Here is a 24,122-nt window from a genome sequence, read left to right on the forward strand (position 1 = left end):
ATCGCCTCTCTCACTTTTCTTGGCAGTACTTGGCTACAGCCACGCTTCCACAGTTGCAAACTCTTTGCAATAGAACTCGGCACGGGTCGCCCCGTGATCCCGATCGTCTTAGGACCAAGGTCCGAACCACCGAACCCGAAGGCGCGCAAGCCCTAACGCACGGCGCCTCCGGACGCTACCGGGACAGCCGCCGGATGCCCTCCACGATGCCCGGCAGCACCTCCAGGAACCGGTCCACCTCGTCCTCGGTGGTCTCCCGGTGCAGCGACACCCGCACGTTCCCGTGGCTGAGCACCCCCATCGCCTGCAGCACATGCGAAGGCCGCAGCCGCGTCGAAGCGCACGCCGAACCCGACGACACCGCGAACCCCGCCCGGTTCAACTCCGTCAGCAGCACCTCGCCGTCCACACCCAGGCACGAGAACGTGACGATGTTCGGCAGCCGGTCCACCGGGTCGCCCGGCAACTCAACCTCAGGGACGGTATCGACGATGTGCTCCCTGATCCGCTCCGTCATCGCCCGCACCCGCTTCGACAGCTCCTCGCGCTCGGCGACCACCGCCCGCAGCGAAGCCGCCGCCGCCACCGCCGCAGGCACGTCGACCTCGCCGATCGCCTCCCGGATGGAGGAGTCCTCGCCCGGGAACGGGTTACGCCAGCGCGTCCCCTTGCGCACCACCAGAAGCCCCGCACCCGCGAACCCGCCCCACTTCCGGGCGCTGGCCGCGAGCACCGACCACCCCTCGGGCACCGGCTCCCACGGCAGGCTCGCCGCCGCGTCGCACACCAGCGGCACGCCCCCGATGTTCTGGGCGATCGCCGCGATCGGCTGACGGGTCCCGACCTCGTGGTTCGCGCTCTGCACGGCCAGCACCGAGGCGTCCTCTACCCCCGCGAGCGGGTCGACGTCGACCCGCCCGAGCCGGTCGACCGGGACCGAGACGACAGTCCCTCCCGAACGCTCGTGCCACTGGGCCGCGTGCAGGACCGACGAGTGCTCCACGGCGCTGTGCACCAGCGGCCCCGGCTCGCTCCGGGCGGCGATGACGCCGAGTACGCCCGCGTGCACGGCCTGTGTCCCGCTCGATGTGAAAGTGACCTCATCAGGGCTCACGCCCAGGGACGCGGCCGCCGACTGGCGCGCCGCCTCCAGCAGCATCCGGGACCGCCGGCCCAATGTGTACAGTCGGCCGGGCCCCGCCCAGCCCTCCGACAAAGCCGCAGCATAAGCATCGCGGGCCGCCGGATGGGGCGGCTGCGCGGTCGCGCCGTCGAAGTACGTGTCGGTCACCAGTCAAATGTAGAAGACATCCCGCCGCGAACCCAACCCCTTGCACTTCCGGGCCCGGGCCAAGCAGTAGGCTCTTGCCGTCAAGATCTGCGCCTTGCCGCCCGCCCGGCGGCGGACGCGGAGCCGAGCGCTGAGAAAGGCATGAGACAGGTGGTCGGAAAACCGTCCCGAGAACGTCGCGGCCGAGCCCGCCGCGCGATAGGTCTCACCGGGATCGCCGCGCTGCTCCCGATCGTGCTCGCGGGGTGCAGCCTTGACGACGCGTTCTACCTGGGCTGGCCGCGCACGCGCCCCACGACCCAGTCCGAGCAGATGTTCGACCTGTGGATCGGCTCCACGGTCGCCGCGCTCGCGGTCGGCGTCATCGTGTGGGGGCTGACCTTCTGGTGCATCGCCGCCTACAAGAAGAAGGACAGCGACACCGAGCTGCCCCGCCAGACCAAGTACAACCTGCCCGCCGAGCTCACCTTCACGGCGCTGCCGTTCGTGCTCATCGGCATCCTGTTCTACTACACGGTCATCGTGCAGGACAACGTCACCGAGATGAGCGACGAGCCCCAGAACTGCACGAACGTCACCGCGTTCAAGTGGAACTGGCAGTTCACGTACTCCGACGAGGAGTGCGAGCCGCTCGTCGGCGCGAACGGACAGCCCGTCACCGAGACCGGCGACTCGGGCTACATCCCGATCATCGTGGTCCCCAACCAGGAGGACGTGCGCTTCGTCGGCAACGCCGAGGACGTCATCCACTCCTTCTGGGTCCCGGACCTGCTCTTCAAGCGCGACCTCATCCCCGGATCGGACGCGCAGACCACCCGCTGGGAGGTCGACTTCAAGTCCGAGGGCACCTTCGTGGGCCGCTGCGCCGAGCTCTGCGGCGCCTACCACGCCTTCATGAACTTCGAGATGCGCGTCGTCTCGCCGGAGGACTACGAGACCTTCGTGAACGCCCGAGTCGAGGGCCTGTCGACGCCTGAGGCGCTGGAGCTGATCGGCCAGGAGCCGTACGCGACCACGACCCACCCGTTCGACACCGACCAGGCCACTGGCGAAGCGAGCTAGGGGAGCAGCTATGAAGACCGAGAACCGCCTTTTCTTCATCGTCATGGTCTCGATGTTCATCTTCGCGGCCATCTACGGGTACGTCACCTACATCAACGAGAACCCGGCCTACGGCGTGCCGAACGAGGTCGAGTGGGTCGGCACCGTCGCGCTGATCTTCTCCGGCCTGCTCACCGGCATGGTGTGGCTGGTGTTCTGGGTGATCTCCCGCCGCATCGACCCGCGCCCGGAGGACCGCGCCGACGGCGAGATCTCCGACGTCTCGGGCGAGGTCGGCTTCTTCAGCCCCGGCTCGTACTGGCCCCTGGGCCTGGCCTTCACCGCCGTGTTCGCCGGTGTGGGCGTCGTGTTCTGGCTCCCGTGGATGATGTTCGCGGGCGTCGTCGCTATCCTCTTCGCCGTCGGCGGCCTGACCTTCGAGTACTACACGGGCACCCGCAAGCTCGGCCCGCAGTAGCGATACGCGTTGGAAGGCCCGGAGTAGCTCGCTCCGGGCCTTTCCCGTTGCCCCAAGGGGAAAGGTTAGGGTTTGGCGGTGACTCCCTCTGTGCAGCGCCGGAAGGCGCCGCTGCTGCGGCGCCTCGCCGGAGTGGTGTTCTACAACCTGCCGCCCGTGATGCGCCGCCGGATCGTGCGGATCGCCACGCCGACCTACACGCTCGGCTCGGTCGTCCTCGTCATGGACGCCGACCGCGAACGCCTCCTCATGCTGCGCCAGCCGCCCGGGAAGCGCTGGACCCTCCCCGCGGGCCTCCTCAACCGCCGCGAGCAGCCGATCGAAGGCGCCCGCCGCGAACTCGCCGAGGAGACCGGCATCGAAGCCGAACTCGCCGAGCTGGTCCCCGCCGACCCGTGCGCGGTCGTCCACACCTCGGGCCGCTGGGTCGACAACGTCTTCCACCTCGAACGCGACCCCGAGACCACGCAGATCCTCGTCGACGGCCACGAAGTCTGGGACGCCGGCTGGCACCCCGTCGACGACCTCCCCGAGATGACCCGCGCCACCGCGAAGCTCCTGGCCCACTACAAGCTCGGGCCGCTCGCCTAAACCCAGCGCAGCCGCACCCCGGTCGCGTCATCGTGCCGCTTCGCGCCCGGACGGAACCGCGTATCGCCCGTCTCCAGTTCCCGCACGAGCCCGATCAGGTCCTCCACACCCGACTCGAACAGGGCGGGCCACTCGAACCCGTACCGCTCGACCAGCCGCGTCAGCCCGTCGGTGCACAGCAGCATGTCACCGACCTCTTCGACAGGCCACGACCCAGTGAACGCCTGCCCGGCCGCCTCCGGATCGGCCGCCGCGACCCAGTACCCGCCCTCGCGGTTGCGCACGCTCGCGACGTACTCCACGGGCCACCGCCACACCCCGGCCACATCGACAGCGGGCACACCCTTGAGTCCGGCCAGCCGACCGTCCGACTCAACGGTGACCGCGTTCTTTCGGTCCCGGACCGCGATCGCGCAGTCCCCGAGCACCAGCCACTCGACCCGGTCCCCGACGCGCCGCACGACCGCCACCGTGGCACCGGGCGTCACCGGATTCCGCAGATCGCACGAATGAGCGTGCAGAGAGTTCACCGCCTCGATCGCCTCCGCGAGCGCCACCCTGAGGTCCGCTCCGCCGATCCGCACCGCGATCGCCGCCCCCAGCAGCCGCACGTACCAGGGCACATCATGAACACAGCCGTCGTCCGGATACCGCGTGATGCCGTCCAGCACCAGCGCCCAATCGTCGCCGACCAGATGGAAATCCTCGTTCGGCGCCGCCCCACCAGGGCGCGACGCCGCCATGACCTCGATCAAAACGGGAGTCCTCACTGCAAAGCCAGGGGAACGAGCCGACCGATACGCCGGGTTCTGTCGTTGAGCGGCCATCCATCTAGGCGCGCCATTGCTGGCGTGCTCGAGCGGTCTACCCGCGAAGGCGTTCTTGCGAACTCGGGCGGGCCGCCCTCGAACCTTCACGCAGCGCCTCGCGGCGCCTCTTGACCTTGCTCCGGGTGGGGTTTACCGAGCCGCTGCCGTCACCGGCCGCGCTGGTGGTCTCTTACACCACCGTTTCACCCTTACCGGCCGAAGCCGGCGGTCTCTTTTCTGTGGCACTGTCCCGCGGGTCGCCCCGGGTTGCCGTTAGCAACCACCCTGCCCTGTGGAGCCCGGACGTTCCTCGCCGGATGTGGTCTCCCGCATCCGCCGCGACCGCCTGGCCGACTCGTTCCAGCGGTCAAGCGTACGCTGCCTGAGCCATGAATCTGCTCCAGGTCTCCGCACTGCTGCTCGCCGGCCTCGTCGGCGGCGGCCTCAACGCCGTGGCCGGAGGCGGCTCGCTCATCACGTACCCGACGCTGATGGCCGTGGGCGTGCCCCCGCTCCAGGCGAACGCCACCAACGGCATCGCCGTCGCGCCCGCCTACGCGGCCGCCGCCGTCGGCTCCCGCGAGAACCTGCGCGGGCAGAAGCGCCGGGCGCTGGGTCTGATCCCCACGGCCTTGGCCGCTTCGGTCTGCGGCGCGCTGCTGCTCTTGAACACCCCGCACTCGGTGTTCGAGGCGATCGTGCCGTTCCTGGTCCTCGCCGCGACCGTGCTCATGGCGATCGGCCCGTGGGTGAACCGGAAGGTCACCAAGCTCAACGGCGGCCGGGCCCTCCATCCTGCGGTCCTCCACATCGGCGTGTTCGCCGGGTGCATGTACGGCTCGTACTTCAACGCGGCGCTCGGCCTGATCCTCATGGCCGTGATCGCCATGGGCGTCTCGGAGACCCTCGGCCGCGTCGGCGCGCTGAAGAACTTCTGCACCATGCTCGTCGGCGTCGTCACCAGCGTCATGTACGGCATCTGGGCCGACGTCGCATGGTGGGCGATCGGCGTGCTCGTGCCCGCCACGTTCATCGGCGGGTACATCGGCGCGCGGGTCTTCCAGAAGATCCCCGAACGGCCGCTTCGGATCGCGATCGTCGTCTACGGCCTCGTGCTCTCCGGGGTCCTGCTGGCCCGCTCGCTCTGATCCAGACCACTTCCCGGAACTCCGGTGACGGAGGCCGTGCGGGCGCGGAAGAATAGGCTCATGCCGACGCTCCGAATCGCACTCGCCCAGGACAACCCCATCGTGGGCGACCTCGACCACAACGCCGACCTCATCCGCCGGGCCGCCTCCGCCGCCACGGCCGCCGGGGCGCACCTGCTCGCGACCGGCGAGCAGTCCCTCACCGGCTACCCGGTCGAGGACCTCGCGCTGCGCCACTCCTTCGTGGAGGCGAGCCGCGACCGCCTCGCCGTGCTCGCCGAAGAAATCAAGGCGGACGGGAACGGAATGCTCCCCGTCGCCGTCGGATTCCTGGACGCCGACGGCCCCATGGGCTCGACCAGCGGACACGGTATCCGCAATGCGATGGCGCTGATCCAGGACGGCAAGGTCCTGTTTCGCTACTACAAGCGTCAACTTCCTAACTACGGGGTCTTCGACGAGGACCGCTACTTCGTCGAGGGCCACGAACTGCACCTCGCGCGCATCGGCGGCGTCGACGTCGCGTTCACCATCTGCCACGACATGTGGGACGAGGGCGTGCCGTTCACGGCGGCGGCCGAGGCGGGCGCCGGGTTCGTCGTCAACATCAACGCCTCCCCATACGAGCAGGGCAAGCACGAGCGGCGCATCGCCCTCGCGCGCGAGCGCGCGGCCCAGGTCGGCGCCCCGGTCGCCTACCTCAACGTGGTCGGCGGCCAGGACGAGATCGTCTTCGACGGCGGCAGCTTCATCGCCGACCCGAGCGGCAAGATCCTCGCCAGCGCCCACCGCTTCGCCTCGGAGCTCCTGATCACCGACGTCGAGTGCCCGGCGGCCGGCAACGACATCGCGAACCACTCCGCGACGCTGATGAGCGCTTCGCTGCACGTCCTCTCCGAGGAGCCCGCGGCCGTGGAGCGGCGCATCGAGCCGTCGTTCGCGCCCGACCTCGACCGCCTGGAGGAGGTCTGGTCGGCGCTGCGCCTCGGCCTGGCCGACTACGTGAACAAGAACGGCTTCCCGTCGGTGCTCCTCGGCCTCTCGGGCGGTATCGACTCGGCGGTCGTCGCCGTCCTCGCCCGCGACGCGCTCGGCGGCGACCGCGTCTACACCGTGGCGAACCCGAGCCAGTACTCCTCGCAGCACTCGCTCGACGACGCGGCCGACCTCGCCGAGCGCTGCGGCCTGCACCACGTGGTGGAGCCGATCCAGCCGATCGTCGACGCGTACCTCGCCGAGATCGCCGTCTCGGGGCTGGCGCTGGAGAACCTGCAGGCCCGCGTGCGCGGCGTCATCTGGATGTCCCTGTCGAACCAGCACGGGCACCTGGTGCTCGCGGCCGGGAACAAGAGCGAGTACGCCGTGGGCTACTCGACGCTGTACGGCGACTCGTGCGGCGGGTTCGCGCCGATCAAGGACGTGCTGAAGACGCTCGTCTACGAGCTCGCGAACTGGCGCAACGAGAAGGCCCGGAGCCTGGGCGAGACCGAGCCGATCCCGGAGAACATCATCTTGAAGCCGCCGAGCGCGGAGCTGCGCCCCGACCAGCTCGACTCGGACTCGCTGCCGGACTACGCGGTGCTCGACGGCATCCTCGTCGGGTACGTCGACGGCGACGCCGGGCGCGAGGACCTGGTCGAGCAGGGCTACCCGGCCGAGGTCGTCGAGCGCATCGCCGGGCTCGTGGACCGCGCCGAGTACAAGCGCCGCCAGTCCGCTCCGGGCACGAAGATCACCGTGAAGTCGTTCGGCCGCGACCGGCGCCTGCCGATCACCAACCACTTCAGGGGCAAACTGAGCGGGTGATTTGTCACAGCAAGCGGTTCGCCGGGTGACACGGACATCGATGAGCGTTAGTTTGGATCAGTATTACCCGGGGACCGGCGAGGCCGGCCACGAGGAGATTCTGGAGTACCGACGATGACGTCCTCATCGATTTCTTCCCCCAGCGAGCAGCGCGCCGACGAGATCCCGAGCCTGTACGGGCCGGGCAAGAACGTCAAGCGCGTCCGCACCCGCCACCTCATCGAAGCCAAAGAGCGCGGTGAGAAGTGGGCCATGCTGACCTCCTACGACATGTACACGGCCGCGCTGTTCGACGAGGCCGGCATCCCGGCGCTGCTCATCGGCGACTCGGCCGCGAACAACGTCTACGGCTACGAGACGACCCTGCAGGTCTCGGTCGACGAGCTCGTGCCGCTGGTCGCGGCCGTGGCCCGCTCGACCGAGCGCGCGCTCGTCGTCGCCGACATGCCGTTCGGGTCCTATGAGGCCGGTCCCGCGCAGGCCCTGGAGACCGCGGTCCGGTTCATGAAGGCCGGGGCGCACGCGGTCAAGCTCGAAGGCGGCCGCCGCATGGCCGAGCAGATCCGGGCCCTCGTCAACGCGGGCATCCCCGTGATGGGCCACATCGGGTTCACGCCCCAGAGCGAGCACGCCGTCGGCGGCTACCGCGTCCAGGGCCGCGACGCCCAGGCCGCCGAGGTCGAGGCCGACGCGCACGCCGTAGCCGAGGCCGGGGCGTTCGCCGTGGTCCTGGAGATGGTCACCGCGTCCGTCGCGGCCGAGATCACAAAACAGCTGCCCATACCCACTGTGGGCATCGGCGCCGGGCCGGACACGGACGCGCAGGTCCTCGTCTGGCAGGACATGGCCGGGATGCGCCGCGGCCGCCCGCAGCGGTTCGTCAAGCGCTACGCCGAGGTCGCCGACGTCCTCCAGGACGCCGCGAAGGCCTTCGCGGATGAGGTGCGGGCCGGGGAGTTCCCCACGAAGGCCCACAGCTTCGAATAACCCGTGAGACTGGTCGCCTTGCCCTGTGGGCGGGGCGGCCTTTCGCGTAGCGTCTCAGTACGTGAACGACGCGATCCTGCTGTTCGACTACGACGGCACCGTGCGGCTCGGCTCCGAGCACGCGACCCATTACGCCCGCCTCGTGGCCTCCCGTCTCGACGCCGAGGACGAGCGCGCCTTCCTGACCGCGCACGCCGCGTTCGTCGCGGGCAAGCCCACGACCGCCTCCACTTTCGACGCCTACGACGCCGACAACGCGGTGCGCCGCCTCGCGGGCGAGTTCGGCATCGACGAGGCGGTCCGCCACGACGCGTACGTCGAGACGCGCAGGCTGATGGCCGAGGGCCGGTTCGACATCTGGGCCCCGAAGGGCTTCCAGGAGTTCATCTGGAGTCTGCCGCGCGGCATCGAAGTGGCGCTGGTGACGAACGCCCCCGCGGCCGGGCTCGAACCCGCGCTGGAGCGCCTGGAGCTCGACGGCCTCTTCGACCACGTGATCGGCGACGCGGGCAAGCCCGAGAGCATGGACGCGATCATCGACGAGCTGCTCGAGGAGCGCCCCGCCGAGGCCCTGCTGAGCATCGGCGACATCCCCCGCAACGACCTCGCGCCCGCCGCCGACCGCGGCTGCGCGACCGCGTACATCGACCACTACGGGCGGCCCTGGCCGCGCGCCACGGCCTCCGCTGCCTCCCTTGAGGAGCTGTACCCGTTCATCCACCGCTGGGTGACTGAACGAACCGCGTGAACCCAGCTTGTCGCACCCACGCCTTATGCTGGGGATGCGCCCTGAGCCGACCGATCCCCGGCTCAGGGCGTCCTCTTATCTAGCCGTTGACCGGGTCGCCCACCTTGATCGTCACCGGGTCGCTGACCCGCAGGTAGAGCCCGAAGTGGTTGTCGAGCTCCTTGATGATGAACTTGTGCAGCTCCATGTCGCGCTGGTTCGCGCCGCTGGGCTCCCAGCTGGGGAGCACGCACCGCTCGCACGGCTTCTGCAGCGTGAACTCGTTGTCGCCCAAGCGGATCTTCGACCCGGGTTCGAGTTCGTACTCCGCGTACGGCGCCAGGTCGGCGTCCACGACCACGTTCGCGCGGAACCGCGAGGCCTCGATCTCGCGGCCCATCTGCTCGCTCAGCTTGCGCACGCTGGCCTCGAAGATCACCAGGATGCGCCCGTAGTCGCGCTTGACCTTGCGGACCTCGACGCCCTTCTTCGCGTCGATCGTCTCGGCCAGGCGCGCCTCGACCCCGGCCTCGGCCGCGCCCCACGCCGCCCCGCCCGGCTCGTACAGCACCGGCTCGCCCGACACCGCGTCCGCGCAGCCGCACTGCGCCGGCCACGCCGCCTCCCAGCCCATCATCTTGGGATGGCTCCCACCCCACACGGCATCGTCCGTCCCCGGCTCGAACAGCCCGAACAGCCGGTCACCGGCCAGCCCGTCGAAATCCACCACCGCGGAGCGCAGGGACTCGCCCCGCAGCCCCTTCACCGGGTACCGCCACAACTCTTTGATATCGCCTGCGAACATGCTCACCAAGGTACCTATCTCACGTTTTAACGTCCATCTGCCTGGGTTAACGTCAGTGACATAAACAGGTGAGACAATTGCGGCCCCAGGACCTAGGAGGACACACCATGGAACGCCAGAAGGAGTTCGTGCTTCGCACGCTCGAAGAACGCGACATCCGCTTCGTGCGGCTCTGGTTCACGGACGTCCTCGGCACGCTCAAGTCCGTGAGCGTCGCCCCCGCCGAGCTCGAGTCCGCATTCGACGAGGGCATCGGCTTCGACGGCTCCGCCATCGAGGGCTTCGCGCGCGTCTACGAGTCGGACATGGTCGCCATGCCCGACCCGACCACGTTCCAGGTCTTCCCGTTCGAGGGCCGCGGCATCGGCGAGTCCGCCCGCATGTTCTGCGACATCCTCACCCCCGAAGGCGCGCCCTCCTGGGCCGACCCGCGCCACGTGCTGCGCCGCGCCCTCTCCAAGGCCGCCGACCGCGGGTTCACGTTCTACGTGCACCCCGAGATCGAGTTCTTCCTGTTCAAGGACATCTTCCCGGAGACCGGCGCCAAGCCCGAGCCCGTGGACGACGGCGGCTACTTCGACCACACCACGCACTCCGTGGCCCGCGACTTCCGCCGCCAGGCGATCCTCGCCCTCGAGCGCATCGGCATCTCCGTCGAGTTCTCCCACCACGAGGTCGCCCCCGGCCAGCAGGAGATCGACCTCCGCTACGCCGACGCGCTCACCACCGCCGACAACATCATGACGTTCCGGCACACCATCAAGGAGATCGCGCTGACCTCCGGCGTCACCGCCTCCTTCATGCCCAAGCCGTACAACACGCAGCCCGGCTCTGGCATGCACAGCCACCTCTCGCTCTTCGAAGGCGAGGACAACGCCTTCCACGACCCGGCCGACGAGCAGCGGCTCTCCAAGACCGCCAAGGCCTTCATCGCCGGGCTCCTGCGCCACGCGCCCGAGTTCACCGCGGTCACCAACCAGTGGGTCAACTCCTACAAGCGCCTGTTCACCAGCCCGCAGCCCGGCCAGATCTCCGAGGCGCCCTCGTACGTCTCCTGGGGCAAGGCCAACCGCTCCGCGCTCGTGCGCGTCCCGGCCTACGGCAAGCCGAACTCGGCCCGCGTCGAGATCCGCTCGCTCGACTCCGCGACCAACCCGTACCTCGCCTACGCCGTGCTCCTCGGCGCCGGCCTCAAGGGCATCGAAGAAGGCTACGAGCTGCCCCCGGGCACCGAGGACGACGTCTCGGCGCTCACCAACAAGGAACGCGTCGCCGCCGGCTACCAGCCGCTCCCGGCGAACCTCTCCGAAGCGCTCGACAAGATGGAGTCCTCCGACCTCGTCGCCGAGGTCCTCGGCGAGCACGTCTTCGACTACTTCCTGAAGAACAAGCGCCAGGAATGGGAGGACTACCGCACCTTCGTGACGCCTCTCGAACGCAAGCGGTACATCAACCTCTGACGGATTAGCATGGGGGAGTGACCACTGCTCTCGTCATTGAGAACGACCCCGCGCAAGGGCTCGGACGGGCCGCCGTATGGCTCTCCGACGCCGGAATGGAACTCGACACGGTACGGCCCCACCTCGGTGAGGCCGTACCGAACTCCGCCGGAGGGCACGACGCCCTCATCGCCCTCGGGGGCGGGCGCGGCAAGGACTGGAGCGACGACCTCACCGGGCTCATGGAGACCGCCGTCGCCGACTCCACCCCCGTGCTCGCGATCTGCTCCTCCGCGCGGATGCTCGCCAAGGCCTTCGGCGGCGTCGTCGAGGACCGCGACGAGCCCTTCGGGCCCCGGATGCTCGCCAAACGCGACGCCGCCGGACGCGACCTCATCTTCGGCCCCGCGCCCATGACGATCGACGTGATCCGCTGGCGCCGCCAGGAACTCGTCGAACTCCCAGAGGAAGCCACCCTGCTCGCGGCCTCCCCGCAAGGGGCCCTGGAGATCTTCCGCATCCGCGACACCGCCTGGGGCGTCCAGTCCCACTTCGAGTTCACGCCCGAGCAACTCGCCGGGTTCGGGGCCTTCGACGACGCCGCGCTCGCCAAGGCCGCCGAGGTCGACGAGCACATCGTCTTCACCTGGACGCCGATCATCCAGCGGTTCGCGCGCGTCGCCGCGGGCGAGCGGAAGGCGCTGCCGGTCCTCGATGCCTGAGCCCGAGAAGAGCACCGGAACCGACGAGGCCCGCCAGGCCGTCGTCGAAGCGAGCAACGCGCTGGCCGACTTCATGCGCGCCCGCCCCGAGACCGAGGCCGCGCTCACCGAGGACGAGGACGCCGGTCTCGCGCGCCTGCGCGCCGCGGGCGCGTTCGAGCTCAACGCCGCGTGGAAGGCCAACCTGCTGCGGATCGCCGCGCGCGACCTCACCGGCGGCATGGACCTGCGCGCCACAGCCGCTGCGCTGTCCCGCTTGGCTGATGCGGTGCTCGCCCGGGGCCTGGAACTGGCGCGGGCGGAGATCCCCGGCGACACCCGGCTCGCCGTGGTCGCCATGGGCAAGACCGGCGCCGAAGAGCTGAACTACGTCTCCGACGTGGACGTCGTGTTCGTCGCCGAAGGCGACCTCGACCTCGCCACCCGCCAGGCCGCCCGCATGATACAGATCGTCGGGCCCGCGACGTGGCCCGTCGACGCGGGCCTGCGGCCCGAGGGCCGCCACGGCGCGCTCGTGCGCTCGGTCGACTCGTACCTCGCCTACCTCAAGGACTGGGCCCGGACCTGGGAGTTCCAGGCGCTCTTGAAGGCCCGGCCCGCCGCCGGGGACCTGCAGCTCGGGCTCGACTGGCTCGCGGCCGTGCAGCCGTTCATCTGGGGCGCGGCCGACCGGCCCGGCGTCGTCGCCGACATCCGCGACATGCGCCGCAAAGTCGCCGAGTCGGTGCCGCGCGCCGAGCGCCGCTTCGAGATCAAACTCGGCCCGGGCGGCTTGCGGGACATCGAGTTCGCGGTGCAGCTGCTGCAGCTGGTCCACGGTCGCGGTGACGCCAGCTTGCGAGTGCGGTCCACACTGGAGGCCCTGGAAGTCCTTGTGGCCGCGGGCTTCCTGTCCCGCCGCGACGGCGACGAGCTCGCCGACACGTACATCTTCCTGCGCACCGTCGAGCACCGCCTGCAGCTCCAGCGGCTCCTGCGCACCCACCGCGTTCCCGAAGGCGGCGAACCGCTCCACCACCTCGCCCGCACGCTCGGGTACAAGACCGACGAGGCGTTCCTCGGCGCCTGGCGCGCGCACGCGACCACCGCGCGCCGCCTGCACGAGAAACTGCTGTACAAGCCGCTGCTCGACGCCGTCACGCGCGTGCCCACGCACGAGCTGCGCATGACCGAGTCCGAGGCCGCCTCGCGCCTGGCCGTGCTCGGCTTCGCCGACCCCGCGAGCGCGCTGACCCACATCAAGAAGCTCACTTCGGGCGTCTCCCGAACGGCCACAGTGCAGCGGGCGCTGCTGCCGGTCGTGCTCCACGAGCTCGCCGACTCGCCCGAGCCCGACCGCGGGCTGCTCGCGTACCGGCAGGTCTCCGACAAGCTCGGCTCGACGCCCTGGTACCTGCGGCTGCTGCGCGACGGCGGCCCTGCGGCGGTGCGCCTCGCCCGGCTCCTCGGCACGTCCCGCTACTTCACCTCGCTGCTGCTCCATGTGCCGCAATCGCTCCGGTACCTCTCGGACAACGCCGACCTGACGCCGCGCTCGCGCGCGGAGCTCTCGATGGGCATGAGCCAGGCCGCCTCGCGGCACGCCGAGCCCGCCGCCGCGATCGGCGCGGTGCGCGCGATCCGCCGCCGCGAGCTCATCCGCATCGCCGCCGCCGACCTGCTCGGGCTCCTCGACGACCAGGCCGTGGGCCTCGCGCTCTCCGACCTCACCGACGCGGTGCTCGAATCGGCCCTCCACATCGCTTCGCGCGACGTCCCGGACGCGCCGCCGATCGCCGTGATCGGCATGGGCCGCTTGGGAGGCCGCGAGACCGGGTTCGGCTCCGACGCCGACGTCGTGTTCGTCCACACGGGAGTCGGCGACGCGGGGCGCAAGGCCGCCACGAAGATCGTCGAGTCGGTGCGCACGCTCCTGGCGGCCCCGACCGCCGACCCGCCGCTGCAGGTCGACCTCGACCTGCGGCCCGAGGGCAAGGGCGGCCTGATCGCACCGAGTTTCGCTGCGTACCAGCGCTATTACGCCGACCGGGCGCGGCTGTGGGAGCGCCAGGCGCTGCTGCGGGCGCGGCCGGTGGCCGGGGACGCGGAGCTGTGCGAGGCCTGGACCGCGTTCGCCGACCAGGTGCGGTACCGGCCCGGCGGGCTGAGCGAGGCCGAGCGGATCGAGTTCCGGCGCGTCAAGGCCCGGGTCGATTCCGAGCGGCTGCCGCGCGGCACGGACCCCAACGGCCACACCAAGCTCGGGCGCGGGGGACTGGTCGACATCGAGTGGACCGCGCAGCTGCTGCAGCTCGAGCACGGCGGCGACGCCGCCCTGCACACGACCCGCACGGTGCCCGCGCTGGAGGCCGCCGCGGCGGCCGGGTATCTGAGCGGCGAGGACTTCGCGGCGCTGCGGGAGGCGTGGGAGTTCGTGTCGCGCGTGCGCAACGACATGACGCTCGCGCGCGGCGTCCCGCGCGACGACCTGCCGCGCTCGGGCCCGGAGCTGGCGGGGCTCGCGCAGACCCTCGGTTTCGGCGAGGACACCGAGCAGTTCCTCAACCACTACCGCAGGCTCACGCGCCGCGCCCACGACGCGGCGCAACGCATCGTCTACGAGACCTGACATTCACTCGATCGGATGAATTCCGGCCGCTGCGGCCTGTTCGGCGGGCGTTTCTGTCGGTGGGGCGGGCCATGATCGCCGCGGACTGTATTTTCCCCTCCAGTGGTGGGTGGGGGCTTGTGGACGGCTATACGCTGGGGGCCGGAATTCGGGGGTGCGGATGATCGATTACACCGTGGTCGGTCCCGGCGGGGCCGAGGGCCGGCGCGGGGGCGCCGCCGATCTGCGTGTGGCCGCAGCCGAATCCGAGTTCGTGTGGGTCGAGCTCGACGCGCCGGAGCCCGCGGTCCTCGGGGAGGCCTTGGAGGCCTTGGGCCTCGACCGCTTCGCGACCGCACCAGTGTCGATCACGCACCGCCGCCCGAAGGTCGAGACCGTCGACGGCGCGGTCCTCGTCCTCGTCAAGACCGTCTGGTACATCGAGGCGACCCAGCAGGTCGAGACCGGCGACCTCACCTTCTACACCGACGGCCGCGCGCTGGTGACCGTCCGCCATGGGCTCGTCGATCCCGTTCCCGCCGTTCGCCACCGCCTCGGCGCCGAACCCGGGTTCCGCGCCGAGGGCCTGCCGGGCGTCGTGCACGCGCTCTTCGACGCGGTCGTCGAGCAGTACGACGGCGCGATCGAGGACCTCGCCGACGACGTGAGCGACCTCGAGCGCACGATCTTCTCGGGCGAGCGGGTCGACCGCAACCAGGACATCTACTTCCTCATCCGCGAGACCCTCGAGTTCCAGAACGCCGTGCGCCCGCTCGTTCCCTTCGCGCGCATGCTGAAGCAGGGGCACAACGAAGTCCTGCGCCACCCCGGGTTCGGCGCGGTCGCCGGGCACCTGCTGCGCGTGGACGCCGCGATCGAGACGTGCATGAGCCTGCTGACGACCGTGCTCACCGCCCATCAGGGCCAGATCGGCACGTGGCAGAACGAGGACACGAAGAAGATCTCCGCCTGGGCCGCTATCGCCATCGCGCCCACGATCGTCGCCGGGATCTACGGCATGAACTTCGACAACATGCCCGAGTTGCACTGGGCCGTAGGCTATCCGCTCGCGCTGCTGCTGATGGCCGCCGTCTGCTTCATGCTGTACCGGGGCTTCCGGAGAAACGGCTGGTTGTAAAGCGCCGTAAACCCATTCGCAACAAAGAGGACGAGCGAGGGGCGGTGCCCCCGCGTCCGCACTCGACTCGCGAGCGCCGGCGTGGAGGTGCCGCCCCTCTTGGCCCTGCCTGCCTTCGCAAACCACTGTAGCGGTGCCGCGCAAGACGAAAGTGTGGAGGCAGTGGTCGCTCTGTGTTGCAAAAGAACGCTCCCATTTCAGACCTTCCCGGCTATTGAAATTTTTCGATGCCGAATGTCTTGACTTCGATCCGCGTTCCCGTAAAAATAAAGAGAACTAACAGTTAAGTCTCTTTACTTTTGGGAGGAACATTGAGACGACTGAGAACAAGACGGATGATCGCAGCGCTCACCGCGGCCTTGGCCATGGTGACCGCAGGCGCGATCTACACCGTCGCCAACCCCTTCACGGCCTCCGCGGCGACCGCCTGCTCCGCGGCCTGGTCGTCCACGCAGGTCTACGTCGCCAACGACACCGCCAGCTACAACGGCACGGAGTACCGCGCCAAGTGGTGGACCCAGGGCGAGACCCCCGGCACCACCGGCGAGTGGGGCGTCTGGGAGTCCAAGGGCGCCTGCGGCGGTGACTCCACTCCGACGGCCACCGCCTCCGCGACCGCGACCGCGACACCCACTGACGAACCCACCGAGACCCCGACCGGCGACCCCGGCAGCGGCGGCAAGATCAACGCGGCCTACTTCACCGAGTGGGGCGTCTACGGACGCAACTACCACGTCAAGAACATCGTCTCCTCCGGCTCGGCCGAGGACCTCACCCACATCGTGTACGCGTTCGGCAACGTCAAGAACGGCCAGTGCACGATGGACGACTCGTACGCGGCGATCGACAAGGCCTACACGGCTGACCAGTCGGTCGACGGCGTCGCCGACACCTGGGACCAGCCCCTCCGCGGCAACTTCAACCAGCTCAAGAAGCTCAAGGAGATGTACCCGGACCTCCAGATCCTCTGGTCCTTCGGCGGCTGGACCTACTCCGGCGGCTTCGGCCAGGCCGCGCAGAACCCGGCGGCCTTCGCCGAGTCCTGCTACAACCTGCTGCACGACTCCCGCTGGAACGGCGTCTTCGACGGCATCGACATCGACTGGGAGTACCCGAACGCCTGCGGCCTGACCTGCGACACCAGCGGCACGAGCGCATACCCGAACCTCATGAGCGCCCTGCGCGCCAAGTTCGGGAGCGAGCTGGTCACCTCCGCGATCACCGGCGACGGCACCTCTGGCGGCAAGATCGACCTCGGCGGGTACGCCTCGGCCGCCCAGTACGTCGACTTCTACATGGTCATGACCTACGACTACTTCGGTGCCTGGGACGCCGACGGACCGACCGCCCCGAACGCGCCGCTCAACAGTTACAGCGGCCAGCCGATCGCGGGCTTCGACGGGGCCACCGCCATCGCGAAGCTCAAATCGCTCGGCATTCCGTCTTCGAAACTCCTACTCGGCTTCGGCTACTACGGCAGAGGCTGGACCGGCGTCACCCAATCGACGCCAGGGGGATCGGCGACAGGCGCGGCACCGGGCACCTACGAAGCCGGGATCGAGGACTACAAGGTCCTCGTGAACGAATGCCCCGCAACGGGAACCGTCGCGGGCACCGCTTACGCCTACTGCAACGGCGAATGGTGGAGCTACGACACCCCGGCCACGATCGCGACGAAGACGGCCTGGGCCAACAGCCAGGGCCTCGGCGGCGCCTTCGCCTGGGAGCTCTCCGGCGACACCAGCGACGGCGACCTCGTCAGCGCCATCGCCGCCGGCATCGGCTAACGCAATCTGCTGACCCACCCCAAGGTCGGCGGGACCTCCCCGGGTCCCGCCGACCGTTTTCATGCGGCGAGCATGAGCCACAGCGTCCCGATGCTCAGGGCCAGGAACAGGATCGGCCCGGCGATGTTGTGGAAGACCCGCTCGCGCACGTGGAGCACCAGCGCGAGCACGAAGAACACCACCAGCCCGACCGCGGCGGCCACGCCAAGCGGCCGCCAGAAGAACCCGGCCGCGAGGCCAAGCGCCGCCGCGCCCTTCACGACTCCAAGGAACGGCAGCCACGAGTCCGGGACGCCGACCGCGTGCGAGTTCTGCTTCACCCACTCGGCCCTCATGAAGTTCGCGACCGATTCGATCGCGTTGGCGGCGATGGTGACCAGCGTGACGGCGACGAACGCGACGACCATGATGCCCGGCTTTCCGAAAGCGCCCGGCGGCCGTTCCGCCGGATCGGCTCCAGTCTCCGACGCCCCGCGGGCCCCGTCCAATACATGCATCGATAACCTGCGGTTATGGATGTGGACACGAGGCTTCTCCGCTACTTCCAGGCCGTCGCCGAGGAAGGCAACCTCACCAGGGCCGCCGCCCGCCTCTACCTCTCGCAGCCCGCGCTCACCAAGCAGATCCGCCAGCTCGAGGACCGGCTCGGCGCCGTCCTCTTCGAGCGCTCGAAAGCGGGCATGACCCTCACCGGGCCCGGTGCGGCGCTGGCCGCATCGACCGGCGCGGTCCTCGACGCCTGGGACCGGGCCGAACGCGCCGTCCGCGCCGCCGAAGCCGAATCGTCCAAAGTGCTCAGAATCGGCTTCCTCGCCAGCGCCGCCAACGAGAAGACCCAGCAGATCATCGCGGCGTTCCGCGAACGCCGCCCCGACTGGCGCGTCGAACTGCGCCAGGCGAGCTGGGGCGCACCGGTCGAGGCGCTGGTCTCCGGCGAGGTCGAGGCCTCGTTCATGCGGCTGCCGTTTCCGAATCAGGAGTACTACCTCCTTCTGGAACTGCTGACCGAGCCGCGCTGCATCGCGATGGCCGCGAACCATCCACTGGCGCAGCGGGAGACGCTCGAGTTCACCGACTTGCTGGACGAGCCGTTCATCGCGGCCCCGGCGGCGACCGGCGCGTTCCGGGACCACTGGGTCGGCGCCGAACTTCGGGGCGGCCGCCCGGTGCGGGTGGGCGCGGTGACCGAGCACCCGGACGACTGGCTCACCGCGATCGCCAACGGCGACGGCATCGCCCTCGCCCCGGCCTCGGCCGCCCGCTACTACGCCCGCCCCGACATCGCCTACCGCGACGTCGAGGGCATCGCCCCGAGCACCGTCGCCCTCGCCTGGCCGAAGAAGGCGCCCCTGACCCCGGCGCTGGCCGATTTCATTGCTGCCGCGAGGGAAGCGTAGAGGGAACCGCGGACCGGCCTGGCCCCCAGACAAGGGTCGGTCCGCGGTTCCCGGCTTGCGGGGGTTACTTGACGAGCTTGGCGGGGAGGGTCGCCCAGTGCATGAGGTATTCGAGCGGGCCGCGTTTGAAGAACCGCTTCCACAGGAGCGCGAAGGCCAGCATGACGACGACGAACACCGCCCACATGCGCCAGCCGGTCTCGTAGCCGACTTCGTTCACCGGGTGGTCGATGAGGTACCAGACGGCCGCGATGTGCGCGACGTACGCCGTCAGCGACATCGAGCCGACCGCGATCAGGGGCGCGAGCCAGAACCGGAGCTTCGCGAAGCGGCCCAGCAGGAACACGAGCCCGGCGATGACGGTGAACGCGACGCCGATGTTCCCGGCGAGCTCGAACGGCATGTTCGAGTGCGGGCTCGCGGCGACCAGGGTCGTCCAGTCGAAGCCGCCGGTCATGTCCTTGCCGTCGGGCATGAGGTCGTAGAGCGAGGCGTGCTCGGCGTCGAAGGCCTTCCACTGCTCGTCGGTCCAGTTCGCGGAGTCCTTGCCTTCCAAGGCCTTCGACCAGGCCTGGTCGAAGGCCTCCCAGCTCGCGTCCGCCGCCGACGTGTCCGGCGTCGGCAGGAGCTTCCCGATGAGCCACGCGCCGCCGTACCCGAGGAGCGCCAGCGCCGGGCCGATGATGAGGAGCCGCACCTGCACCGCGAGCTTCGTCAGGTCGAGCTTGCCGATCGCCATGCCCGCGAACATGTACGCCATCCACGCGATGCCCGGGTAGGTGCCGCTGATCAGCAGCGTCAGGACGCCTTCGCCGCTCCACATCGCGAGCGGGTCCTTCGCGTTGAACGCCTCCGTCCACGAGGTGTCCACGCTCCACATCCACTGGATGAGGATCGGCCCGCCGATGCCGAAGACGACGGCGAGGATCGCGAGCGTGCGCGCCCGCAGTTTGATGAACGGCAGCGCGAGCAGGAAGAACAGGCCGTAGTACGCGAGGATCACCACGATCGAGGTGCCCATCGCGACCAGCCACGAGCCGAGCGCGAGCAGCAGCACCGAGCGGATGGCGATCCGCACGACCGCCTGCCGCATCGGCCGGCCGGTCTTCGGGCGGGAGCCGCCCGCGATGAGGACGAGCGAGAGCCCGGCGAGGGTCGCGAACAGCGCCGAGGACCGCCCGTGGGGGATGTCCATGAGGAAGCTCTTCCACGTGCCCGCCTCGTCGGCCCACGGCCCGACGTGCGAGTAGTACATGCCGAAGACGGCGAGGGCGCGGGCGGCGTCGAGGCCGACGATGCGGCCGAGGGAGGCGTCGCGGGCGGGCGGCGGGTCCTCCGGGGCGGCCGCGATAGCGCGCGGCTTGAAGTCGATGATGTTCGTCATCGGGCCAGCGTGCGGCCGTAATAGGGCCGTTCCCATCCGGCGATGCGCGGTTCCCGGCCCGCTGGCGGGGAGCAACGGTTCCCCCGCCCGGCCGGAATGCACCCGCCGATCGGCGGGTCTTGCCCGCACCTCCCTCCCGGAAAGGGGCGGGAAGTGGCGGGAACGTGCTACCAATCGTCTCAGAGCATTCGAGGAGGCCTCATCAATGATCCGGGTACTGGTTGTCGACGACGAGGCCCTCATCCGCACCGGCTTCCAGCACATCCTGAACGCCGCCGGTGACATCGAGGTGGTGGGCGCGGTCTCGGGCCGCCAGGCGGTCGCCGAGGTCGGGCGGGTCCACCCGGACATCGTGCTGCTCGACATCCGCATGCCCGACGTGGACGGCCTCACCGTGCTCGAACGCCTCCGCGCCCTGCCCAGGCCGCCGATCGTCGCGATGCTCACCACGTTCGACACCGACGAGTACGTGGCCGCCGCGCTGCGCATGGGCGCGGCCGGGTTCCTCCTCAAGGACACCGACCCCGAGCACCTGGCGCTGCAGGTGCGCACGCTCGCGGCCGACGGCGTCGTCCTCTCCCCGAAAGTCACCTCCACCGTCGTCGACGGCTACCTCGCCGGGCGCACCCCTGAAGGCGGCTTCGTCGACCGGTTGAGCGCCCGCGAGCGCGAGATCCTGGTCCTCCTCGCCGACGGCCTCTCCAACGGCGACATCGCCGCCCGGCTCTACCTCGGCGTGGGCACCGTCAAGGACCACGTGAGCGCGATCCTCACCAAGCTCGAGGTCTCCGGGCGCGTCCAGGCCGCGCTCGCGGCCGAACGCGCCGGGCTCCTGCGGGAGCGCCGGTGAACGCGCTGCGCCGCCGGTGGCGGCCGTGGATGACGGACACCGCGATCGTCGCGGTCGCCGCCGCCGACCTCTGGTACACGTACTGGTGGCCCGAGCTCACCTGGCAGACGGTCCTGACCGGGCTGGGCGTCCTGGCGCTGTTCGCGCGCAGGCGCTTTCCGCTCGCCGTGTTCGTCCTGACGCTGCCGGGCGCGTGGCTGATCGGCCAGTCCGCGGCGGCCCTCATCGCACTGTTCACGTTCGCGGTCGTCTCGCACCGCAAATGGCTCGTCGCGGTGTGCACCCTGGTCCTGGCGACCTGCATGATCTGGCCGGTCGAAGGTTTCGGCGAGATCGTGATCGACTCCTGGTGGCTCGCGTACATCGCGTACGCGCTGGCCCCGGCCGCCGCGGCGGCGTTCCTCGGCCAGTTCGTGCAGGCCCGCCGGGAGCTCTCGGCGCGCCTGGAGGAGATCACCGAGGCGCGCGAGCACGAGCAGCTGATGGCGACGCAGAAGGTCCTCGCCGAGGAGCGCTCGCAGCTCGCCCGCGAGATGCACGACGTCGTGTCCCACCAGGTCAGCCTGATCGCGGTCCGGGCCGGGGCGCTCCAGGTGAGCACCGGCGACGCCGAGGCGAAGGAAGCGGCCGGGACGATCCGGCAGTTGAGCGTGCGGACCCTCGACGAGCTGCGGCACATGGTGAACGTGCTGCGCGCGGGCGGCTCCGGCCCGACCGAGCTGGCCCCGCAGCCGACGCTCGCGCAGCTCGCCGACCTCGTGGCGGGCAGCGGCATCGAGGCGACCCTGCGGATCGGCCCGCACCCCGAGCTCGGCCCGCCCGCCGAACGCGCGATCTACCGCACCGTCCAGGAGTCGCTGACGAACGTGCGCAAGCACGCCCCGGGCGCCAGCGCGGAGGTCGCGCTCGTCCAGGAGGGCGGCGGCGTCGTCGTCACGATCACCAGTACCGCGCCCACCCGGCCGGTCGTGCCGCTGCCGAGCTCCCGGCACGGCCTCCTCGGCCTCCACCAGCGCGCCGCGCTCCTCGGCGGCACCCTGACCTGGTCCGCGACCTCGGACGGCGGCTGGCGGAACACGCTCACCCTGCCCGCCTGACCGCCGCCTCACCCTGGGGGAGTAGCACTCCCGAGCGAGGCGGCCCGAGACGGCGCGAACTAAGATCGAGCCGTCACCCCTCCACTCGATCCTTGGACGCGCTTTGAAGACTCCCCTGGACACCGAGGCCCCGGCCCGCAAGCGGCGCTGGCTGCGCCCGGTCGTCATCACGCTCAGCGCGCTCCTCGTGCTCGCCCTCGCCGGTATCGCGGGCGCGGGCTGGTACTTCTCCGGCGAGGTCATCAACGTCACCCACGAGGACGACCCGTACGGGCTGACCGTGGCCGCCGCCGACGGCGCCACCGTCACGCTCCCGCTCACCGAGGCCACCGAGCGGCCCGGCACGTGGGGGCTCGAGTGGGACGGCGGCCAGGCCGTCCTCGGCGACATCCTCGCCAGCGACGACGAGACGGTGACGCGCGCGGTCCAGGAAGTGCTCACCGGCACGCTCACCGCCGGCGCCCAGGCCCGGATCGACAAGTGGACCTTCGGCGAGGACCCGGAGACCGGTCTCGGCCTCGCCTACGAGGACGTCGAGGTCCCGGCCGAGCTCGGCGGCATGCCCGCCTGGTTCGTCCCGAGCATCGATGCGGCCCAAGGCAACGCGGACACGTGGGTCATCACCGTCCACGGCCGCAACGCCGCCCCCGCCGAGACCCTGCGCGGCATCGGGATCTACGCGGACCTCGGCTACTCCGTCCTCGCCGTCACCTACCGCAACGACGAAGGCGCCCCCAAGGCCCCCAACGGGATGCACAGCCTCGGCGAGTACGAGAGCGAGGACGTGGCCGCCGCGGTCGAATACGCGCTCGCCAACGGCGCGAAGGAGGTGATCCTCCACGGCTGGTCCATGGGCGGCGCGGTCGTCGCCACCGCCTACCGTCACATCGCGGATCCGTCCGCCGTCAAGGGCCTCGTCTTCGACTCGCCCGTCATGGACTGGAACTCGACCCTCGACATGCAGGCCGCCGACCGGGACGTGATCGCCCCGATCACCTGGGCCGCTAAGCGGATCGTCGAGTTCCGGGCCGACATCGACCTCGCGGACCTCGACCAGCGCAACTTCGCCGACGAGTTCGACCTGCCGGTCCTGCTGTACGTCGACACCGCCGACGCCACGGTCGATCACACCGCGACGCTCGACTTCGCCGACCTGCTCGACCCCGCGCAGACCACCGTCATGGAGACCGCCTCGGGCCACACCGCGTCCTGGAACGAGGACCCGGCGGCCTACACCGCGACCCTGGAGTCCTATCTGGCCGGGCTCTGACCGGCGCTGAAATTCGGTTCTTGAGCTGCGCGTACGCGGGTTCGCGCAGCGAAGGAAATGTCGTACCCCTCCCGTAGAGTCGTTGCAGAGCACGACGAACGGAGTGGATGCATGAACGTCACCCCAAGCCCGCGCACCGAGCGCCGCCGCAGCGGCCTCACCAACCGCGACCTCGCCCTCATGGTCCTTGAAGAGGCCGACCGCGCCGACACGGCCGAATCGCACGTCCAGGCGCTCGCGCCCGCCGCCGAGTCCTGGCACCGCCTCGCCTCCGCGCGCGGCACGTTCTCCGCCGCCGACGCGGCGAAGATCCTCTCCCGCGACCCGGCCATCGCCCTCGGCCAGAACCGTCTGTTCAGGGCGCTCGAGGACCTCCGCTGGGCGTACCGGCAGCGCCGCGACCGCGCCTGGCGCGCCCGCCAGTCCGCGGTCGACGCCGGCTGGCTCACCGAGGTCCCGCAGTCCCACCACCACCCGCGCACCGGCGAACTCCTCCTGGACGCACCGCAGCTGCGCATCACCCTCAAGGGCCTCTCCGAGCTGCGCCAGCGCCTCGGCACGTCGGAGCCCCTGCCGCTCAAGCGCGACAGCACCCGCGCCCGCCCCGACGACAACCGCCCGTAAGAGCGAGCGGGGCCGGGGGGGGGGGGGGGGGGGGGGGGGGGGGGGGGGGGAAGGCCCCCACCCCCCCCCCACCCCCCCCCCCCCCCCCACACAGAGCACCCACACCTACACAAAAAACCCCCCCCCCCCCCCCCCCAAAAACCG

Annotated in this window: 22 protein-coding genes and 1 other RNA gene; 17 read left to right on the forward strand and 6 right to left on the reverse strand. The window is 70.2% G+C overall.

Features of this window, described 5'->3' with window-relative positions:
* Positions 1-175 precede the first annotated feature (175 nt).
* Positions 176-1,291, reverse strand: a complete 1,116-nt coding sequence (locus ACZ60M_RS13995; RefSeq protein ID WP_465418021.1) for a cysteine desulfurase family protein — start codon at positions 1,289-1,291, stop codon at positions 176-178.
* 141 nt (positions 1,292-1,432) lie between these two features.
* Here ACZ60M_RS13995 and ctaC point away from each other — a divergent pair, with 141 nt between their 5' ends.
* The 3 genes from ctaC to ACZ60M_RS14010 all read left to right on the forward strand — a co-directional run bounded on the left by ctaC (position 1,433) and on the right by ACZ60M_RS14010 (position 3,401).
* Complete coding sequence (gene ctaC, locus ACZ60M_RS14000; RefSeq protein ID WP_465418022.1) at positions 1,433-2,353, forward strand: aa3-type cytochrome oxidase subunit II; 921 nt, start codon at positions 1,433-1,435, stop codon at positions 2,351-2,353.
* Positions 2,354-2,363: 10 nt separating this feature from the next.
* The gene (locus ACZ60M_RS14005; protein ID WP_465418024.1) at positions 2,364-2,810 is read left to right on the forward strand and encodes a cytochrome c oxidase subunit 4; all 447 of its coding nucleotides are present in this window, start codon (positions 2,364-2,366) and stop codon (positions 2,808-2,810) included.
* 90 nt (positions 2,811-2,900) lie between these two features.
* The gene (locus tag ACZ60M_RS14010) at positions 2,901-3,401 is read left to right on the forward strand and encodes an NUDIX hydrolase (protein WP_465418065.1); all 501 of its coding nucleotides are present in this window, start codon (positions 2,901-2,903) and stop codon (positions 3,399-3,401) included.
* On the opposite strand, the gene ACZ60M_RS14015 is transcribed toward ACZ60M_RS14010, so the two are convergent.
* Together ACZ60M_RS14015 and rnpB are read right to left on the reverse strand one after the other, a co-directional pair.
* Complete coding sequence (locus ACZ60M_RS14015; protein ID WP_465418026.1) at positions 3,398-4,156, reverse strand: PP2C family serine/threonine-protein phosphatase; 759 nt, start codon at positions 4,154-4,156, stop codon at positions 3,398-3,400. The two genes, ACZ60M_RS14010 and ACZ60M_RS14015, sit on opposite strands and share 4 nt — an antisense overlap.
* Positions 4,157-4,183: 27 nt before the next feature.
* Positions 4,184-4,568: RNase P RNA component class A (gene rnpB, locus ACZ60M_RS14020), an RNA gene on the reverse strand.
* A 31-nt stretch (positions 4,569-4,599) separates the two neighbouring features.
* Between rnpB and ACZ60M_RS14025 the strand changes: the two genes are divergently transcribed.
* The 4 genes from ACZ60M_RS14025 to ACZ60M_RS14040 all read left to right on the forward strand — a co-directional run bounded on the left by ACZ60M_RS14025 (position 4,600) and on the right by ACZ60M_RS14040 (position 8,899).
* Positions 4,600-5,358 carry a sulfite exporter TauE/SafE family protein gene (locus ACZ60M_RS14025; protein ID WP_465418028.1) on the forward strand — a complete coding sequence of 253 codons (759 nt, stop codon included), beginning with the start codon at positions 4,600-4,602 and terminating at the stop codon, positions 5,356-5,358.
* Between the two features lie 60 nt (positions 5,359-5,418).
* Complete coding sequence (locus ACZ60M_RS14030) at positions 5,419-7,164, forward strand: NAD+ synthase (RefSeq protein ID WP_465418030.1); 1,746 nt, start codon at positions 5,419-5,421, stop codon at positions 7,162-7,164.
* Positions 7,165-7,278: 114 nt separating this feature from the next.
* Positions 7,279-8,151, forward strand: a complete 873-nt coding sequence (gene panB, locus ACZ60M_RS14035; RefSeq protein ID WP_465418032.1) for a 3-methyl-2-oxobutanoate hydroxymethyltransferase — start codon at positions 7,279-7,281, stop codon at positions 8,149-8,151.
* Positions 8,152-8,212: 61 nt separating this feature from the next.
* Positions 8,213-8,899, forward strand: coding sequence for an HAD family hydrolase (locus tag ACZ60M_RS14040; protein ID WP_465418034.1), 687 nt, complete (start codon positions 8,213-8,215; stop codon positions 8,897-8,899).
* 79 nt (positions 8,900-8,978) lie between these two features.
* Here ACZ60M_RS14040 and ACZ60M_RS14045 read toward each other — a convergent pair whose 3' ends face one another.
* Entirely contained in the window at positions 8,979-9,683 is a 705-nt protein-coding gene (locus tag ACZ60M_RS14045) for an MOSC domain-containing protein (protein ID WP_465418035.1), read from the reverse strand.
* Positions 9,684-9,790: 107 nt separating this feature from the next.
* Here ACZ60M_RS14045 and glnA point away from each other — a divergent pair, with 107 nt between their 5' ends.
* The 5 genes from glnA to ACZ60M_RS14070 all read left to right on the forward strand — a co-directional run bounded on the left by glnA (position 9,791) and on the right by ACZ60M_RS14070 (position 17,356).
* The gene (gene glnA, locus ACZ60M_RS14050; protein ID WP_465418037.1) at positions 9,791-11,143 is read left to right on the forward strand and encodes a type I glutamate--ammonia ligase; all 1,353 of its coding nucleotides are present in this window, start codon (positions 9,791-9,793) and stop codon (positions 11,141-11,143) included.
* Between the two features lie 17 nt (positions 11,144-11,160).
* Positions 11,161-11,844, forward strand: coding sequence for a type 1 glutamine amidotransferase (locus tag ACZ60M_RS14055; protein ID WP_465418038.1), 684 nt, complete (start codon positions 11,161-11,163; stop codon positions 11,842-11,844).
* On the forward strand, positions 11,837-14,452 hold the full coding sequence (locus ACZ60M_RS14060; RefSeq protein WP_465418039.1) for a bifunctional [glutamine synthetase] adenylyltransferase/[glutamine synthetase]-adenylyl-L-tyrosine phosphorylase: 2,616 nt from the start codon (positions 11,837-11,839) through the stop codon (positions 14,450-14,452). The genes ACZ60M_RS14055 and ACZ60M_RS14060 overlap by 8 nt, the downstream gene beginning before the upstream one ends.
* Before the next feature lie 160 nt (positions 14,453-14,612).
* Complete coding sequence (locus tag ACZ60M_RS14065) at positions 14,613-15,569, forward strand: magnesium and cobalt transport protein CorA (RefSeq protein ID WP_465418041.1); 957 nt, start codon at positions 14,613-14,615, stop codon at positions 15,567-15,569.
* A 335-nt stretch (positions 15,570-15,904) separates the two neighbouring features.
* Positions 15,905-17,356, forward strand: coding sequence for a glycosyl hydrolase family 18 protein (locus tag ACZ60M_RS14070; RefSeq protein WP_465418042.1), 1,452 nt, complete (start codon positions 15,905-15,907; stop codon positions 17,354-17,356).
* Positions 17,357-17,415: 59 nt separating this feature from the next.
* On the opposite strand, the gene ACZ60M_RS14075 is transcribed toward ACZ60M_RS14070, so the two are convergent.
* The gene (locus tag ACZ60M_RS14075; RefSeq protein ID WP_465418044.1) at positions 17,416-17,763 is read right to left on the reverse strand and encodes a DoxX family protein; all 348 of its coding nucleotides are present in this window, start codon (positions 17,761-17,763) and stop codon (positions 17,416-17,418) included.
* Positions 17,764-17,868: 105 nt separating this feature from the next.
* Between ACZ60M_RS14075 and ACZ60M_RS14080 the strand changes: the two genes are divergently transcribed.
* Positions 17,869-18,753 carry a LysR family transcriptional regulator gene (locus tag ACZ60M_RS14080; protein WP_465418046.1) on the forward strand — a complete coding sequence of 295 codons (885 nt, stop codon included), beginning with the start codon at positions 17,869-17,871 and terminating at the stop codon, positions 18,751-18,753.
* Positions 18,754-18,817: 64 nt separating this feature from the next.
* Here the strand turns inward: ACZ60M_RS14080 and ACZ60M_RS14085 are convergent, their stop codons facing one another.
* Positions 18,818-20,137, reverse strand: a complete 1,320-nt coding sequence (locus ACZ60M_RS14085; protein ID WP_465418048.1) for a DUF418 domain-containing protein — start codon at positions 20,135-20,137, stop codon at positions 18,818-18,820.
* 205 nt (positions 20,138-20,342) lie between these two features.
* Between ACZ60M_RS14085 and ACZ60M_RS14090 the strand changes: the two genes are divergently transcribed.
* The 4 genes from ACZ60M_RS14090 (at position 20,343) to ACZ60M_RS14105 (ending at position 23,978) form a co-directional block, all read left to right on the forward strand.
* Positions 20,343-20,987 (forward strand): response regulator, encoded by a 645-nt coding sequence (locus ACZ60M_RS14090; RefSeq protein ID WP_465418050.1) that lies wholly within the window; start codon positions 20,343-20,345, stop codon positions 20,985-20,987.
* Positions 20,984-22,084 carry a sensor histidine kinase gene (locus ACZ60M_RS14095; protein ID WP_465418052.1) on the forward strand — a complete coding sequence of 367 codons (1,101 nt, stop codon included), beginning with the start codon at positions 20,984-20,986 and terminating at the stop codon, positions 22,082-22,084. The genes ACZ60M_RS14090 and ACZ60M_RS14095 overlap by 4 nt, the downstream gene beginning before the upstream one ends.
* 103 nt (positions 22,085-22,187) lie before the next feature.
* Positions 22,188-23,354 (forward strand): alpha/beta hydrolase family protein, encoded by a 1,167-nt coding sequence (locus ACZ60M_RS14100; protein WP_465418053.1) that lies wholly within the window; start codon positions 22,188-22,190, stop codon positions 23,352-23,354.
* A gap of 111 nt (positions 23,355-23,465) precedes the next feature.
* Positions 23,466-23,978: a phage antirepressor KilAC domain-containing protein gene (locus ACZ60M_RS14105; protein ID WP_465418055.1), complete on the forward strand. Its 513-nt coding sequence runs from the start codon at positions 23,466-23,468 to the stop codon at positions 23,976-23,978.
* The last annotated feature ends 144 nt before the right edge of the window (positions 23,979-24,122 follow it).

It is taken from the genome of Glycomyces sp. NPDC050141 (assembly GCF_055586545.1).